This is a genomic window from Geomonas sp., assembly GCF_056994735.1.
The window spans coordinates 1-16715 of the sequence record NZ_JBXKJL010000444.1; the positions used below are offsets into that span (position 1 = coordinate 1).

Genomic DNA, 16715 nt, shown 5'->3' on the forward strand with positions numbered 1-16715 from the left:
CTCGCCCGGGAGACGACCCTGCGCGCCTATGCCGCCCGCGGATTCTCCCTGCCGATGCTGGCTTACGATACCGGGACCCAGAAGGTGAATACTGGGCAGGTGGGGATAGAAACGGGAGCCGTTCCCCTCCTCTGGCTCAAGGCGACCTACTTCTTCAACGAGCTGCGCAACGCCGAATCCGTCGGATCCGTCGGAACGGTAACCGCAACCGACCAGAAGCGTCACGGCTTCGAGCTGGAAGCCCGCACCACTCCCCTCTTCGGCCTCTCCCTCCAGGGGGGATACACCTACCTTCACGCCGTGAACGCGGAAACGGGGAAAGAGCTGCACACCAACAGCCAGCAGTCCGTGCCGCCCCAGGTCTACAAGCTCGCCCTTCGTTACGACAACGCCGATCTCGGGATCCGCGGCCTGATCACCGGGTCCGGCGTGGTGTGGAACTCCGCCGGCGAAGATCAGGCACGCGCCAAGGGGGTCGTCTGGGACCTTAACCTGAGCTGGAAGCCCTGCCCCAAGAGGGCACTTTCCCCCGAGCTCTTCTTCACGGCCCATAACCTCTTCGACGCCATACAAACGACCAGCTCCATCATGGATGCGACCGCCACTTCCTGGTATGAAGGCGGAGCGAGGTGGCGGTTTTGAAAAGGGCGCTTCTCTGCATACTTGCCCTCCTGATCCTCCCCCATGCCGCGGCGGCAGGCGAGGTGCTCGTGGTGCAGGGTGTGCGCAGCACGCTCTACGAAGAGGCCCTCAAGGGTTTCCGCAGCACCTGCAGCTCCGCGACCCGCACCCTGGTCCTTTCCGATTATGCCGATCCCGAGCTGGCGAGAGTGATCCGGGAGGAGCGGCCGCGCCTGGTGGTGGCGGTCGGGGACGGCGCCCTCGCCTCGGTGCGCAGGATACGCAAGACTCCGGTGCTCTCCCTGATGGCGCTGGGGCTCCCCGATCAGGACGCCGAGCGTGGCAATGTAGCTGGCGTCGCCCTCTTCGTCAAACCCGAGCAGTACCTTTCGCTCTTCAAAAAGATAAAGGCCAGGCGTATCGGCGCCATTTACGATCCGGCCCGCACCGGCTGGTATGTAAGATGGGCCCGCACGGTGGCGAAGCAGTACGGCCTGGAGCTGGTGCTCCGTGAGGTGACAGATCCCCGCCAGGTACTTGGGCAGCTCCGCTCCCTGAGGGGGCGGGTCGATGCCCTCTGGCTCCTTCCTGACGCCACCGCGGTGACCAGCCGGACGCAGGAAGGCTATTTCCTCTTCGCCCAGAGCGAGTCGATACCGGCTGTCTCCTTCACGGCCGCCCACCTTAAGCTGGGCGCCATGCTGGCCGTGGAGGCTGACCGTGTCGAGTTGGGGAAGCAGGCGGGCGAACTGGCCCAGCAGCTCCTGGGAGGTGCACAGCCCGCGGAGCTGGCCGTGTCTCATCCCCGCAAGGTCTCCATCAGGGTCAATGATGCGGTGGCCAGGCGACTGAAATACCCCGCCGAGCTGATGGGTGCATCGAAAAAGTAGCAATCCCGGGAGGTATCGTTACAGTGAGCAAGCGACCGTCCGTCATGGCTGCCAGCTTCCAGCGCAAGCTGTTCTCCATCTTCACCATACTGAGCCTCTTCACCTCCTGTGTCTTCATCTCGGTCTACATCTTCGACAAGGTCAGCGAAACCCGCCGGCAGGCGGGAAACGAGGTCCTGCTGCGGGCTCGCCAGCTGGCCGACTCCGTCCGGCTTCCACTCTACGCGGAAGATCCCGAGCTGGTAGGTGAGCTCGCGGCCAAGGCGGGCGGCGTCCCCGAAATCAGCAGGGTGGTCGTCAAGGCCGCCGACGGCAGGGTGCTGGCCGATTTCCGCCCGCAAAAGGCCGTGCCATCGGGTGAGACGATCGGCGCCACGGTGGAGGTCTCGACACTCCCGGCGGCGGTGCCTGGAGTGGCCGACGGCGAAAACCACCGGGGGCACCCGATCGGCACCGTCCGTATCGAGCGGGGGACGGACGACCTCAGGCAGGACCTCTACCGGCACGTCGGCGTTTCCTGCTTTCTCGCCCTCCTCTTCTGGCTCGCGGTCTCGGGCCTGAGTTACCTGGTGCTGAGGAGAACGACCCGCTCCTTCGAGGCCCTGGTCCGTGGGGTCCAGGCCATGAAGGATGGGGATTACGCCTCCCGCATCGCGGTGGTCTGCGCAGATGAGCCCGGCAGGGTGGCCCTGGCCATCAATGCCCTGGCCGAAACGCTGCAAAGGCGAGACGAGGAGAACCGGAGCCTTACCAGGGAGCTGCGGAGCTCGATCGAGACAGAGGTGCGGGCCAGGGAGGAAGTGGCGGCCGCCAACCGCTCGCTGGCCAAGGAAAACGTAGAGCGCGTCCAGGCGGAACGGACGGCACGAAAAAGCGAGGAGACCCTGAGGGCGCTGATGGACATCATGCCGGTCGGGGTCTTGCTGACCCGTCAGGATGGCACGGTCGAGTACGTCAACCACTTCATGGTGGAATGCTTCGGCTACGGCAGGGAGGAGATCCCCACCCTCGACGCCTGGTTCACCCTGGCCTTCCCCGATCCCGGCTACCGCGGGGCCAAAATGGAGAGCCAGCGCGAAGCCCTGGCCACGGGGAGGGAGCCGGCATCGCTCGACCCGAAGCCCTACGATGCCCGGGTGACCTGCAAGGCCGGGAACGTCCGGCACGTCCTCGTCTCCAACCAGGTCCAGGGGGAGCGCGCCCTGGTGGTGATGATCGATCTCACCGAGCGCGAAATGATGCAGGAACAGCTGAACAAGGTCCAGAAGCTGGAGTCCCTGGGGGTCCTGGCCGGCGGCATAGCCCACAACTTCAACAACGCGCTTACCAGCGTGCTCGGTTTCATCTCCCTGACCCGCTGCCGGCTTCCGGTATCCGACGAGGCCCGCCATTACCTGCAACTGGCGGAGAAGGCCTCGCTGCGGGCCGCCGAGATGGCCAGGCAGTTGCTGACCTTCGCCAGCGGCGGGGCCCCGGTGAAGAGGAGCGTCTCCCTCCGCAAGCTGGTCGACGAGGTGGTGGCGCTGACCTTCAACGCCAGCAACGTGCGCTGCAACGTGGAGATGCCGGCGTCGCTCCCGCCCATCAGGGCCGATGAAGGGCAGATGGTGCAGGCCTTCAGCAATATCGTGATAAACGCGATGCAGGCCATGCCCGGGGGCGGGATCATCACCATCCGCGCCGAAGCCGACACGGCCTGCTGCCTGGATCCCGGTCATCTCGACCAGGTAAGCTACGTCAGTCTATCGGTCACCGACCAGGGTCACGGCATCGCCGAGTCCGACCTTCCCAGAATTTTCGACCCCTACTTCAGCACCAAGGAGACCACCGGACTCGGCCTGGCTTCGGTCCACTCCATCATCTACCGGCATGGCGGGCACGTCTCGGTAGCTTCCGAGGTCGGGAAGGGGGCCACCTTCACCATCTGTCTCCCCTCGACGAAGGAGCCCCCTCTCTTTGCCGGCGAGGCGGCGGCCCCCTCGGCACGGCGTCCGGCCGACGCTTCGGTGCTGGTCATGGATGACGATGCGGCGATACGGGAGCTTTCCGGGGAGATGCTGGGCTTTCTGGGATACCGGGCGGTGACCTGCGCCGATGGCGGGGAAGCGGTCACCCTTTACCGGGCCAACCGCCAGGCCGGCACCCCCTTCCTGGCGGCCATTCTCGATCTCTCCGTCCCCGGCGGGATCGGCGGGGTGGAGGCGGCCAGGGAGATCCTGGCCGATGACCCGCACGCTAACCTGCTGGTTTGCAGCGGTTATTCCGTCGACCCGGTCATGGCGGAGTACCGAAAATACGGTTTCTGCGGCGCGGTGGCGAAGCCTTACCGGGCGGAAGAACTGAACCAGGAATTGGGCCTTCTGCACCGACCCTGACCCTGACCCCGCCCCCTCCGCGGGACGGGGGGGGAAGCCCCTCAAACAAGCCCCCGAAATGCTTGAGAAAGAAGTTTTCAAGGCGGCCCAAATGTGTTATTTTGTCCAGTCTGCAAATCTCCCGCAGCTGCTTCGACCTGGGAAAGAGGTTCTATGCTTAATCAATTGAACAAGGTATCGGTAAACATTGAAGACGAGATGAAGCGGTCGTACATGGACTACGCCATGTCGGTCATCGTCGGCCGCGCGCTTCCCGACGTGCGCGACGGACTGAAGCCGGTACATCGGCGCTGCCTCTTCGCCATGTACGACATGAGCAACGACTGGAACAAACCGTACAAGAAGTCGGCCCGCGTGGTCGGTGACGTCATCGGTAAGTACCACCCACACGGCGACACCGCGGTCTACGATACCCTCGTCAGGATGGCCCAGGACTTCTCGCTCCGTTACCCGCTGGTCGACGGCCAGGGGAACTTCGGCTCCATCGACGGTGACCGGCCGGCTGCAATGCGTTATACGGAAATCAGGATGAAGCAGCTGGCTCATGAGCTGCTGGCGGACCTCGAGAAGGAGACCGTGGAGTACGGGCCGAACTACGACGACTCCCTGAAGGAGCCGCTGGTCCTCCCTTCCAAGTTCCCCAACCTGCTGGTCAACGGATCCTCGGGCATCGCGGTCGGCATGGCGACCAACATCCCTCCCCACAACCTCTCCGAGGTCATCGACGGGATCGTCGCCATCATCGAGAATCCGCACCTCACCTTCGAGGAGCTGGTGGAACTTATCCCCGGCCCCGATTTCCCGACCGCCGGTTTCATCTACGGCCGCGAAGGGATCATGTCCGCCTACCGCACCGGCCGCGGCATCATCCAGATGCGCGCCAAGGCGGTGGTGGAGACCCAGAAGAAGACCGAGCGCCAGTCGATCGTGGTCACGGAAATCCCGTACCAGGTCAACAAGGCAAGGCTGATAGAGAAGATCGCCGAGCTGGTCAAGGAGAAGAAGCTCGAGGGGATCTCCGATCTTCGGGACGAGAGCGACCGTGAAGGCATGCGCATCGTGATCGAGCTCAAGAGGGATGAGAACCCGACCATCATCCTGAACCACCTGTACAAGCAGACCCAGATGCAGTCCTCCTTCGGCATCATCATGCTGGCCATCGTCAACAACCGGCCGCGCATCCTGAGCCTCAGGGAGACCATCGACTTCTTCATCGACCACAGGAAGGAAGTCGTTACCCGCCGGACCATCTTCGACCTCAAGAAAGCCGAGGCCCGTGCCCACATCCTGGAAGGTCTCAAGATCGCCCTGGACAACCTCGACGAGGTCATAGCCCTCATCAAGGCCAGCGCCTCGCCGGCCCAAGCCAAGGAAGGGCTCATGTCGCGCTTCGGGCTCTCCGACCTGCAGGCCCAGGCCATCCTGGACATGAGGCTGCACCGCCTGACCGGGCTGGAGCGGGACAAGATCCTGGAGGAACTGAGGGAGATCCTGAAGTACATCGCCAGGTTGAAGGAGATCCTGGCCTCGGAGCACGAGATCCTCAAGATCATCACCGGCGAGCTCCTCGAGCTGAAAGAGAAGTTCGGCGACGAAAGGAGAAGCGAGATCGTCGGCCAGACCGCCGACATCTCCCTGGAGGACACCATTGTCGAGGAAGACATGGTGGTCACCATCTCCCACACCGGCTACATCAAGCGTAACGCCGTCACCCTCTACCGCGCCCAGCGCCGCGGCGGCAAGGGCAAGACCGGGATGAAGACCAAGGAAGAGGATTTCGTGGAGCAACTCTTCATCGCCTCCACCAAGGACTACCTGATGTTCTTCACCGACGCCGGCAAGGTCTACTGGCTGAAGGTCTACGAGATCCCCGAAGCGGGCCGCGCCGCGCGCGGGAAGGCCATAGTGAACCTCTTGAACCTGGCCAGCGGCGAGAAGATCACCACCATCCTCCCCGTGAAGGAGTTCGTGGACGACAAGTTCATCATGATGGCGACCCGCCAGGGCGTGGTCAAGAAGACCAACCTGATGGAGTACTCGCACCCGAGACTGGGCGGCATCATCGCCTTGAACCTTGACGAAGGAGACAAGCTCATCTCGGTGGCCCTCACCGACGGGCGCCAGGACGTGCTCCTGGGCTCCCAGCATGGCAAGTCGATCCGCTTCAAAGAGGAGGAGGTCCGCACCGTGGGCCGCGTCTCCCGCGGCGTGCGCGGCATCACCCTCGAGGATGACGACGTGGTGATCGGCATGGAGATCCTGAACGAGCACTTCACCGGCTCGACCCTCTTCACCGTCACCGAGCACGGCTACGGCAAGCGCACCGAGATCGGCGAATACCGTTGCCAGTCGCGCGGCGGCAAGGGGGTGATCACCATCAAGACCACCGAGCGTAACGGCTGCGTGGTCGACATCAAGCAGGTCAACGACGAGAACGACCTGATGCTGATCACCGACCAGGGCAAGATCCTGCGCGTCTCCGTCTCCGGCTTCGGCATCATCGGCCGCAACACCCAGGGGGTGAGGCTGATGGTCATGGAGGAGGGGGAGCGCATCGTCGCCGTCGCCCGCCTGGCCGAGAAGGAAGAGGCAGAGGAGACCGACGTCGAGGAAGATGAATTAGCGGGAGTCGACGAGCCGGTCGAGGAATAAGGTTTGCCGCCTCCCCCCTTGTCAAGGGGGCCGGGGGGGATTGGTTTTTCCTCCCGTGAAAGAGAGTGAATTTAAGGCCTTACCTGCCGCCCCCGCTTTTTATGAAAGGCGAGCTCAAGTATTGGAACCTCGTGTCGAAACCTTTAATGATATGCTGTTGTAAAGGGCGGTAATGCGGCAGAGCACGAATATCGACAACTCCCTGATGGAGCGCCGCGGTATCCTCGAGCTTCTGGAAAAGCTCAAGGAGAAGGGGATCGCGCTTCAGGAAATGGAAGAGATAGGGCAGACCTTCCGCCGGACCGGGAGTCGCGCCCTGCGCCCGTTGCTGCGCGAGCTCTGGCGGGAGGACTCCGGCGAGCTCATCACCAAATACGCCTACATACTCGACTTCTTCGATACCGAAAGCTGGCTCGACCAGCTGATCCAGATCGCCATCAAGCGCCGCGACCTGGGCGAAGACGGCAAGGCCGCCCTCCTCATCGCCCTCGAGGGGTACGGCGTGGACGTGCATGCCCCCCCTTTCAAGGGCGAACTCAGCGCTGTCGGCAACCCCCTCTGCCATGCCATGCATGGCGCCATCCGGATGGGTGAAGAGGGTATCGTCACCTTCCTCGATGACTTTCTTTCCTACCCGCAGGACGTGCAGAGAGTGGTGATCGGGAAACTTCCCGACTCGGGCGATCCGCTCGCCGCCCGCATGCTGGAGGCAATCCTCTGGCATGAGGACCGCTGCATCGTGCAGGCTTCCCTCGAAGCGCTGGGGAGGGTACGGCATCAGGTGGCCGCCGGGGTGCTGGCGCGCTTCATGGAAGATGGAGATCCCGAGTTCTTCACCCAGGCTCAGCGCAGCCTGCGCCGCCTTTCCTTTCTCGGGGTCAGGACCCCGCCTCCGCCGGTCACCCTCCCTTTCCACGCCGGGTATGCAACGCCGCCCGATGGCGACGGCTACCGCTCGCTCCTTATTTCGAGATGGGTCGACGAAGGGAAGCTCGCGGTCCTCTACATGCAGGTTCACGAACGGCGCGGACTGCTGGCGGCCTGGGGAGCCGGCGAGCTTGACGAGGAGGGTTTCCAGACCGAACTGGAGGGCTTCAGCGTGCAGGATGACCTGCACCGGGTGACTCCTGAGTATATCCTGGAACTGCTGCGCGATGCCCTCTTCTGGAGCCGCGACCTCTGCTACCTTCCCGCCGACTTCTACATGAGACGCGGGATGTTCGCCGGGCATGACCTCCATCCCAGGCCGTATCTCCCGGCCTTCGAAGACCACCCGCTAAAGCGCCTGAGCTACCAGGAAGGCGAGGACATCTGCAAGGAGATCTTCAGCGATACCTTCTTCGCCGGCTGGTTCATGGCCGGGGAGCGGGTTCAGGAGTACGCCGGGGAGTACCGCGGCTCCGAACGCAAGGATCAGGTGCTGGAGCGCTTCTGCAAGGAGCTGATCTCGCCGGAGGTGGATCTCATCCGGGAGAGGCTCCTGAAGAGCGCCGACCTCCTGCGCCGCTGCGGCAGGGACGGCGCCTTCGTGGCAAAACTGGTGGCCCTTGCCGACAGCCTGGGGGAGAACAACCCGCTGCCGCACCACCTGCATCCCTTCCTGCGGACCTTCGCCCTGGAGAGCATCGAGATCGCCGGAGAGGCCATGGCCAGGGAGGACGAGGCCCTGATGCCCGCGGCGGAGAAGGTATAGATCCGGCATCCGGAGATGACGCTTTCCTCCCCCCTGTCAAAGGGGGGCATTGACGATTTTGCTAAATCCGCCCGGCCACCCTTTTTCAAGGGGGGTGCGCAGCGGGGGACAGAGATACATAGGGAAAGTAAAGGGAATCATGCACGAAAAAGTAGCTGTCATAGGCGCCGGTAGCTGGGGAACCACTCTTGCCGATCTGCTGGCCAAGAAGGGACATGAGGTAACACTGTGGGCCTACGAGCCGGAGCTCGTGCAGGAGATGCGGGAGTCGAGGGAAAATTCCCTCTTCCTGCCGGGGATCCGCCTGAGCGACAATCTGCGCTTCACCAATGATCTGCAGGAAGCCTTCGCCGGGTGCACCATGGTCCTTTGCGTGGTCCCGTCGCAGCTCGTCCGGAGGGTCATCGGTAACGCGGTAGGCTTCATCCCCCGCGACGCCATCTTCGTCAGCGCCTCCAAGGGGATCGAGGTCGATACCCTGGCCACCGTCTCCGAGATCTACCGCGACATCCTGCCGGCCGAGCTTTACGCCAGCTTCGCCGCCCTCTCCGGGCCGAGCTTCGCGCGCGAGGTGGCCCAGGAGATGCCGACCGCGGTTGCCGCGGCGGCCGAGTCGGAGGAGGTGGCCCGGCGGGTGCAGCAAGCCTTCACCACCGGCTATTTCCGGGTCTACCGCAATTCCGACGTGGTCGGGGTTGAGCTTGGCGGCGCCATCAAGAACGTCATCGCCATAGCAGCCGGGATTTCCGACGGCCTGGGCTTCGGGAGCAACACCCGCGCCGCCCTCATCACCCGCGGGCTCGCCGAAATGACCCGCCTCGGGATCGCCATGGGCGCACAGGCCTCCACCTTCGCCGGCCTCGCCGGCATGGGCGACCTAGTCCTGACCTGCACCGGCGATCTCTCCAGGAACCGCAGCGTCGGCATCCAGATAGGGCAGGGGAGGGAGCTCTCCGAGATCCTGGGCGAGATGCGGATGGTGGCCGAAGGGGTGAAGACCACCGAGTCGGCCTACAACCTCGCCCGCAAGCTCAAGGTCGAGATGCCCATTATCGAGAAGATGTACCAGATGCTGTACGAGGGGAAACCGGCCCGCGAAGCTGTGCTCGAGCTCATGAGCCGGAACCCCAAGGCCGAAGGGGCCTAGAAAAACCGGATCAGGATTGAGATCGGGAAGTCCGACCCGGATCTTCAGGGGCGCGTCGTTCTTGATCTCACTCTCGATCTGTCTTCACAAGGGATAGCGATGCAACCTCGCTTTGGCATAAAAACCAAACTGCTCCTGTCCATTCTCGCCATCCTGCTCGTCTCCTATTCAACCCTCCTCTACTCCACCATGAACACCCTAAGCGGCTCCCTGCGCATGGAGGTGGAGAGAAACCTCGAAGCAAACCTTAAATTCGCTCGCAGCCAGTACTTCGACCGGGCGGAAGTGGTCAAGTACTCGCTCATGCAGTCAGCGGTCTCCCACAACGTCCAGGCGTGCTTTCGCGACAGGAACCAGGAGAAGTTGGCCGTGAGGCTGGAGCGTTGGCATCGCGTCCTTCCCTTCCTTGACCTGATGGTCATGCTGGACAGGGACAAGAAGCTGCTGGCCCGCCTGAACGGCCCCGCCACCGGGGAAGCAGTCGACGTGCCCGAGGTGGTGGAACAGGCCATCGCCGGCAAGAGGGTGATCACTTCGACCGAGATCGTCTCCGGGAAGTTCCTCTGCCAGTGCGGCTTCTCCAAATACTGCTCCAAGGGCGGTGACGGCGAAGCCCTGGTGGTCATGGTGGTGATCCCGGTGATCGGGCCCGACGGCGAGGTGCTGGGGTGCATGCTGACCGCCGATATCATGAACCAGCACCCGAACCTGCCGAGCCAGTTGAAGGACGTCTTCGGCAGCGACGTGGAGCTCACCATCACCCAGCACGACGTCAGGATTGCCAGCAGCCGCGCCGAAACCCTTGCCGGCTCCTACCACCTCTCCTCCCGGGTGCTGGACACACTGGCGAGGGGTGAGGTATATCGAGGCCAGGCCGAGATAGACTCCGCGATGTACGAGACCGTGATCGACCCCCTCATGAACAGCAGGGGGGAATTCGTCGGATCGCTGTCGGTGGCGGTCTCCACCGAAAGGTTCAAGAAGATCAGGCGCGAGAACCTCGACAACATCATCGCCTCGGCCTTCCTCGGCATCTTCTGCTCCTTCGCCATGGCTTTCCTCGCTTCCAGAAAGCTCACCGGGCCCTTGCGCCAGCTTGCCGCCAGCGCCCGCAGGATCGAGGAGGGGGACCTCAACCAGCGGGTGGAGGAAAACCACGACGACGAGGTAGGAATCCTTGCCTCCTCCTTCAACACCATGGCGGGGGCCCTGAAGGAGCGGGACCGGATCATCACCCGCAAGACCGAGGACCTGCAGGAGCTGAACGAGCAGCTGGAGAAGAAGGTCGCCGAGCGGACCTCGGCCCTGACCATGGAGATGGGAAGGCTGGAGGCGGTGCTGACCAGCATGGCCGAAGGGGTGGTGGTCAGCGACCGCGACAACAGCGTGGTCCTCTTCAACCCCGCCGCCCAGCAGATGTTCGAACTGGTCCCGCACCGGGTCATCGGGCAGCCGATGGAGCGGGTCTGCGAGATGGCGGGATTCACGGCTCTGATCGACCGCATCCGCGATCTGGGGCAGCCGGGGCTGGCGGCCGGCGCCAAGGAAGACTTCAGCGTCCACGGCAAGAGGTTCAAGGTCTATCTCTCCTCCCTCAAGGATGAGACCGGCGAGTTCGCCGGGATCGTCCTTTCCATGAGGGACGTGACCATGGAGGAGCAGGTGGACCGGATGAAGACCGAGTTCATCTCGACGGTGTCGCACGAGTTGAAGACGCCGCTCACCTCCATGAAGGGATCGCTGCAGCTCCTCCTGAACCGGGGGAAGTGGCTGACCGACACCGAGCGGCAGCTTTTGACCGTCTGCTTCCGCAATACCCAGCGGCTGATCAGGCTGATCGGGGACATCCTGGACATCTCCGGGATCGAGTCGGGGGGGATGGGGTTCAAGTTCAAACCGGTCTCCATAGGCGAGGTGGCCGTCTATGCCGTCGAGGAGATCAAGTCCTACGCCATGGGGCGGGAGATCACCATCGTCAACAGCGTGGGGCAGCACCTGCCGCAGGTCTACGGCGACAGCGACCGTCTGATCCAGGTGATCACCAATCTTCTCTCCAATGCGGTAAAGTTCTCACCGGAGGGGAAGGTGGTCATGGTCAGCGCGGAACAGGAAGGGAACTACGTGGTGGTCTCGGTGGCCGACCGCGGCAGGGTCATCAGCAGCGCGGATCGCGACAAGCTTTTCAAGAAGTTCCAGCAGATAGAAGGACCGGAGCACGGCAAGGCGGGGGGGACAGGTTTGGGCCTCGCCATCTGCAAGGAGATTATCGATCGCCACCACGGGCGGATCTTCTATACCGCAGCCAAGGAGTGTGGCAATACCTTCAGCTTCACCGTACCTGTCATGGGGGAGAGAGATGGAAAATGACAAGATTCTGATTGTGGATGACGAGCCCGATATAGCTCTCATCCTGAAGCTGACCCTGGAGGATTCCGGTTACCGGACGGTGCGGGCCCGGGACGGGGTCGAGGCCCTGGAGATCCTCGGCCGCGAGGAGTTCTCCCTCATCCTCCTCGACATCAAGATGCCCCGCATGGACGGGCTGGAGGTCCTCGGCAGGATCGGGGGAGAAAAGACCCCGGTGGTGATGATGACCGCCCACGGCAGCGAGGACATCGCCGTCGACGCCATGAAGAAGGGGGCGCTCGACTACATATCCAAGCCCTTCGAGACCGAGGACATGCTGCAGAAGGTCAAGCGTGCCATCGAGCAGGACAGGACCCGCAAGGAGAACGCCCGCCTCTCCCGCCAGTTGGACGAGGAGCGGCGCAAGATGGAGGCGGTGCTGCAGGGGATGGCCGACCTGCTGCTGGCGGTCGACACCGGGGGGCGCATCATCACCGCCAGCAGGCAGGCCTCCAAGGTCCTCTGCGCCGGAGGGTGCAGACTGGAAGGGATGATCCTCGAGGACGTGCTGAAGGCCGAGGTGGCAGGTGGCGAGCTCCCGAGCCGGACCGTGCTGCGCACCGGAGAGCCCTCGCTGGACGTGGCCTATACCATGCTGGCGGGGACCGAGGACATACCGGTACTTTCCAGCGCCGCGCCCCTTGTCAACAGCGCGGGAGAACTGGTCGGCAGCGTCGAGATCATCCGTGACATCTCGACGCTGAAGAAGCTGGAGCAGGAGAAGGAAGACTTCGTCAGCATGCTCTCCCACGACCTCAAGTCCCCGATCACCGCGGTGGTGGGCTCCATCGACCTGGTCCGGGAGGCAAAGCTTGGCCCGGTCAACGAGGAGCAGTGCGAGTACCTCAATGCCGCGGTGGAGAGCTGCGAGGAGATGGTGGAGATGATCGACACCCTCCTCGGCATCCACAAGTTCGAGGCCGGCAAGATGCGGCTCTATTTCCGGGAGGAGGACCTGGCCTCGCTGATCGCCCGCAGCGTCTCGAAACTCCAGACCGTTGCCAGGCGCGGCGGGATCAGGCTCTACACCTCGCTGCAGCAGGACCTCCCCTGGGTGTCGCTGGACCGCACGACCTTCAACCGGGTCCTGGGGAACCTCCTCTCCAACGCGGTGAAGTTCACCCCCGAAGGAGGGGAGATCGAGGTGTCGCTCGCCCTGGTCCGGGACCTCGCCGAGGAAAAAAAGCAGATCCCGGCGCAAAGCTATCCGGTGCGCGAACTCCCGCAGGAAGGACCCTTCGTCAAGATGCGGGTGCGCGATACCGGGGTGGGGATCCCCCAGGAGTCGCTGGCCACCATCTTCGACCGATTCGTCCAGGCCAGGAACAGGCGGCTGGGGAAAACCCGGGGGACCGGGCTCGGATTGGCCTTCTGCAGGAAGGCGATAGACGCACACGGCGGATACATCTGGGCCGAGAGCAAGCTGGGAGCGGGAAGTACCTTTACCGTCCTCCTCCCCGCCCTCCCGGAAGAAGAAGGGGACTGAGGTAACTGAAGCGATCCCGCAGCAAGGTGGTGCCGTAACTGTTTTAGTCCAAACCGGTAACAGGGGGGCGAAAGTGGCACACAGTCAAAGAGGGGGAGGCTATCGCGAGCTCTTCGAGGCCAACCCGCAGCCGATGTGGGTAGCTCACAGTGGGACCGGGAGGTTCCTGGCAGTGAACCGGGCCGCCTTGCGGCTCTATGGCTACGGCAAGGAGGAGTTCCTGGACCGCTCCCTGCGGCAGCTGGCCGCCGACGACAGCGACAGCGCTCCGGCTGGCGTGGTCACCGGGGTGACCCACCGGAAAAAGGACGGCTCCCGGCTGGATGTGGAGCTGACCTTGCAGCCGGTGGCGTTCGAGGGAGAGGATGCTCACCTGGTGCTGGTCCGCGAGAAGGGAACAGGGTGCGGGCGGGAGGCCGAGCTGGAGCGGCTGGTGTCCGAGCGGGACGCCCAGTTGCGGGCCGCCCAGCGGGAGCTGGAGACTTTCTGTTACTCCGTCTCCCATGATCTCAGGGCACCACTTAGGCACATCGACGGTTTCAGCCGTGCGGTCCTCGACGACTACAGCGAGACGCTCGATCACCAGGCCCATGAGTACCTGTCGCGGATCAGCCAGGCGGCGGGGAAGATGGCGCAGCTGCTGGATGCCATGGGGCTGCTGGCGCGGGTGGCCAGGACCGAGCTCGACCGGCAGAACGTCAACCTGAGCGTGACGGCGCAGGTGATCCTGCTGGAATTGAGGCACCGGAACCCGCAACGGCAGGTGGAGTACAGGGTCGAGGAAGGGGTCAGCGCCGTGGCGGATCCGAAGCTGGCCCGGCAGCTGCTGGAGATCCTGATCGGCAACGCCTGGAAGTTCACCTCGAAGACCTCCGGGGCGGTGATAGAGTTCGGGGTCCGGGAGGCGGACGGGGAGAAGGTCTATTGGGTCCGGGACAACGGGGCCGGCTTCGACATGGAGTATGCGGAGAAGCTCTTCTCCATCTTCCACAGGCTGCACCGGGCCGACGAGTTCGAAGGAAGCGGAGTGGGGCTGGCCATCGCCCAGCGGATAGTGGCGAGGCACGGCGGCCGCATCTGGGCCGAAAGCGTCCCCGGCGAGGGAGCCACCTTCTACTTCACCATCTAGACCTGGAAGCGGAAAGCGAAAGGCATTTCAAAGGGATGAACATGATGCAGGGGATGGAAACCGGACCACTGCAATCGATCGTCCCCGCCCTCTCCTCTCCTTGTCTAACGCCTGACTCTCCCCCCTTGACAAAGGGGGGCCGGGGGGATTGCCCTAGTCTTTCAGCCTCTTATCCCCTTCATCCTGTCCATCCCTGTTAACCGTCTTTGATTGATGGGGTAGCCCATGCCGAAAGAGCTCAAAGTCCTGGTGGTAGAAGATTCCGAGGAAGACAGCCTGCTCCTTCTTCGCGAGCTGGCGGCCGGCGGCTACCAACCGATCCACCGGAGGGTGGAGACGGCCACTGACATGCGCGAAGCGCTCCACTCCGAGCAGTGGGACGTCATCCTCTCCGACTATAACATGCCCTCCTTCGACGCCCCCGGCGCCCTCCAGCTGCTCCATGAAACGGGGCAGGATATCCCCTTCATCATCGTTTCAGGAAAGATAGGCGAGGACCTCGCGGTCGCCGCCATGAAGTCGGGGGCTCACGACTACCTCATGAAGGGGAAGCTGGCCCGCCTTGCCGCCGTGGTCGAAAGGGAGTTGCGCGAGGCCGCGGAGCGGAGAACCCACCGTCGTACCCAGGAGGCGGTGTCGCGGGGCAAGGCCGAATGGGAGGCCGTCTTCGATGCGGTCTCCGATCTGATCTTCATCACCGATGTCGACGGCACGATCGAGCGCTGCAACGGCAGGGTCAGCGATTACTTCGGCGGCTACGGCGCCGTGATCGGCAGGAGGATAGACGAGATCTTCTTTGGTGACGGCGAGCCCGAGGGAAAGGTCTTCCGTTTCGTGCACGGCATGCAGAGCGAGATGGACGAGGACATCCGCTTTCCCAACCTCAAAGGGTGGTTCAACGTGGCGAGCTATCCGATGCGTTTCAATAAGGACCGCAGCGGGTTGGTCTTCATCATCAAGGACATCACCAAGCGCCGCGAAGCCGAGGAGGAGAAGAGGACCAGCGATCGCGAGCTCCTGACCCTGTACGCCGTGGCCTTCCGTCTGCAGTACACCCATGGGCTGGAGAAGGTCATGGGGGACCTCCTCTTCCAGCTCCATAACATGCTGCAGATGGAATTCTCCTTCATCCATCTCTTCGAGCATGGAAGGCTGAAGCTGAGGGCCTCTCTCGGCCTCACCCCCTCTTTCGAGAAGGAGATGGCTTCCCCTCCCGAGGAGAGCGAGTGGTGCTCGTTGGCCCTTTCCGGCCGTCCCTTTATGGGAGATAGGGACGCCGAAAGCCTCACCGCCAAGGCCAGGAAAGCGGCTGCCAGGATGGGGATTCAGTCCTGGTGCTCGGTTCCGCTGAAGATCGGGCAGGAGGTCATGGGGGTGATGACCGTCGGGAGCCGCTCGGAGCGAGGGTATAATGAGCGCGAGGTCTTTCTGCTATCCTCGATCGCGGGCCAGCTGGCAGTGCTGATCGAGAACTACAACCTCTACGACCAGATGAAGGAGAAGGCTGAGGAACTCTTCCGCAGCAAGGAAGAGCTGAAAGCCAACCTGCAGCAGGTAAAGCGGGCCAACATCGAGCTCGGTCGCCTCAACACCGCGAAGAACAACTTCATCGGCATTGCCTCCCACGAACTGAAGACCCCGATCACCTCGATACTGGGAGGAGTCGAATTCCTCCTCAAATATTCGGGTCTGGAAACCAATCCGGTGCAGCAGAACATATTGAGTTCCGTGTACGAGGGGGCGGCCCAGCTGAGGAATCTGGTTGAGGATCTCCTTTCCATTTCCCGGATCGAGACCCAGGGGACGCTCCCGCAGAAGAAGCCGGTCAACCTGATCCGGCTTTGCCGGGAGGCCCACGACCTTTTCATGTTGCCGCTTTCCGAGCGCAGCATCACCGTCGAGGTGGGAGGGGACGAGACCTCCGTTCCGGTCGACGAGGGGTTCGCACTGATGGCTATCAAAAACCTCCTGGAGAATGCGATAAAATTTACGCCTGACGGCGGCGGGATATCCATCACCGGGCGGCAGCTGAAGCGGCCGCAGCTGAAGGCGCTGGCCCCGGCAGTGCGGCCGTTCTATCACAACTTCCCCAACGGCCTGGCAGCGGGCAGGCTATACTACCTGTTGCAGGTGAAGGACACGGGGATAGGAATACCGGTAGACGAGCGGGTGAGGATCTTCGAAAAGTTCTATGGGGTAGGGGACATAGAGCATCACACCTCCGGCGACACCGCCTTCATGTCCAAGGGATCGGGGCTGGGGTTATCGATCGTGAAGGGCATCATGGAGGTCCACGAAGGAGCCGTCTGGGTCGAA

At 63.1% G+C, this 16715-nt stretch carries 9 protein-coding genes and 1 pseudogene; all 10 read left to right on the plus strand.

Annotated features, from left to right (window positions below; all coding sequences use genetic code 11):
- Positions 1-642: pseudogene (locus AC11W3_RS19240) on the plus strand (TonB-dependent receptor plug domain-containing protein); the annotation flags it as partial.
- A complete protein-coding gene (locus AC11W3_RS19245) occupies positions 639-1511 on the plus strand; it encodes an ABC transporter substrate-binding protein (RefSeq protein WP_484093570.1) in 873 nt (290 codons plus the stop codon). The pseudogene AC11W3_RS19240 and the gene AC11W3_RS19245, both read left to right, overlap by 4 nt.
- Positions 1512-1534: 23 nt before the next feature.
- The gene (locus AC11W3_RS19250) at positions 1535-3886 is read left to right on the plus strand and encodes an ATP-binding protein (RefSeq protein ID WP_484093571.1); all 2352 of its coding nucleotides are present in this window, start codon (positions 1535-1537) and stop codon (positions 3884-3886) included.
- A 153-nt stretch (positions 3887-4039) separates the two neighbouring features.
- The gene (gene gyrA, locus AC11W3_RS19255) at positions 4040-6538 is read left to right on the plus strand and encodes a DNA gyrase subunit A (RefSeq protein ID WP_484093572.1); all 2499 of its coding nucleotides are present in this window, start codon (positions 4040-4042) and stop codon (positions 6536-6538) included.
- Between the two features lie 172 nt (positions 6539-6710).
- The gene (locus tag AC11W3_RS19260; RefSeq protein WP_484088859.1) at positions 6711-8231 is read left to right on the plus strand and encodes a HEAT repeat domain-containing protein; all 1521 of its coding nucleotides are present in this window, start codon (positions 6711-6713) and stop codon (positions 8229-8231) included.
- A 139-nt stretch (positions 8232-8370) separates the two neighbouring features.
- Complete coding sequence (locus AC11W3_RS19265) at positions 8371-9378, plus strand: NAD(P)H-dependent glycerol-3-phosphate dehydrogenase (RefSeq protein ID WP_484088858.1); 1008 nt, start codon at positions 8371-8373, stop codon at positions 9376-9378.
- A gap of 99 nt (positions 9379-9477) precedes the next feature.
- On the plus strand, positions 9478-11745 hold the full coding sequence (locus AC11W3_RS19270) for a sensor histidine kinase (RefSeq protein ID WP_484088857.1): 2268 nt from the start codon (positions 9478-9480) through the stop codon (positions 11743-11745).
- Positions 11735-13270: a response regulator gene (locus tag AC11W3_RS19275; RefSeq protein ID WP_484093573.1), complete on the plus strand. Its 1536-nt coding sequence runs from the start codon at positions 11735-11737 to the stop codon at positions 13268-13270. Before AC11W3_RS19270 ends, AC11W3_RS19275 begins: the two co-directional genes overlap by 11 nt.
- 73 nt (positions 13271-13343) lie before the next feature.
- Positions 13344-14399: a PAS domain-containing sensor histidine kinase gene (locus AC11W3_RS19280; protein WP_484093574.1), complete on the plus strand. Its 1056-nt coding sequence runs from the start codon at positions 13344-13346 to the stop codon at positions 14397-14399.
- A gap of 225 nt (positions 14400-14624) precedes the next feature.
- Positions 14625-16715, plus strand: a 2091-nt coding sequence (locus AC11W3_RS19285) for a GAF domain-containing sensor histidine kinase (protein ID WP_484093575.1), incomplete at its 3' end; no start/stop codon positions are given.

Excerpts from the sequence above, each read along its gene's own strand:
- gyrA (WP_484093572.1), top strand. The coding sequence starts at position 4,040 with ATGCTTAATCAATTGAACAAGGTATCGGTAAACATTGAAGACGAGATG.
- AC11W3_RS19260 (WP_484088859.1), top strand. The coding sequence starts at position 6,711 with ATGCGGCAGAGCACGAATATCGACAACTCCCTGATGGAGCGCCGCGGT.
- AC11W3_RS19265 (WP_484088858.1), top strand. The coding sequence starts at position 8,371 with ATGCACGAAAAAGTAGCTGTCATAGGCGCCGGTAGCTGGGGAACCACT.
- AC11W3_RS19270 (WP_484088857.1), top strand. The coding sequence starts at position 9,478 with ATGCAACCTCGCTTTGGCATAAAAACCAAACTGCTCCTGTCCATTCTC.
- AC11W3_RS19275 (WP_484093573.1), top strand. The coding sequence starts at position 11,735 with ATGGAAAATGACAAGATTCTGATTGTGGATGACGAGCCCGATATAGCT.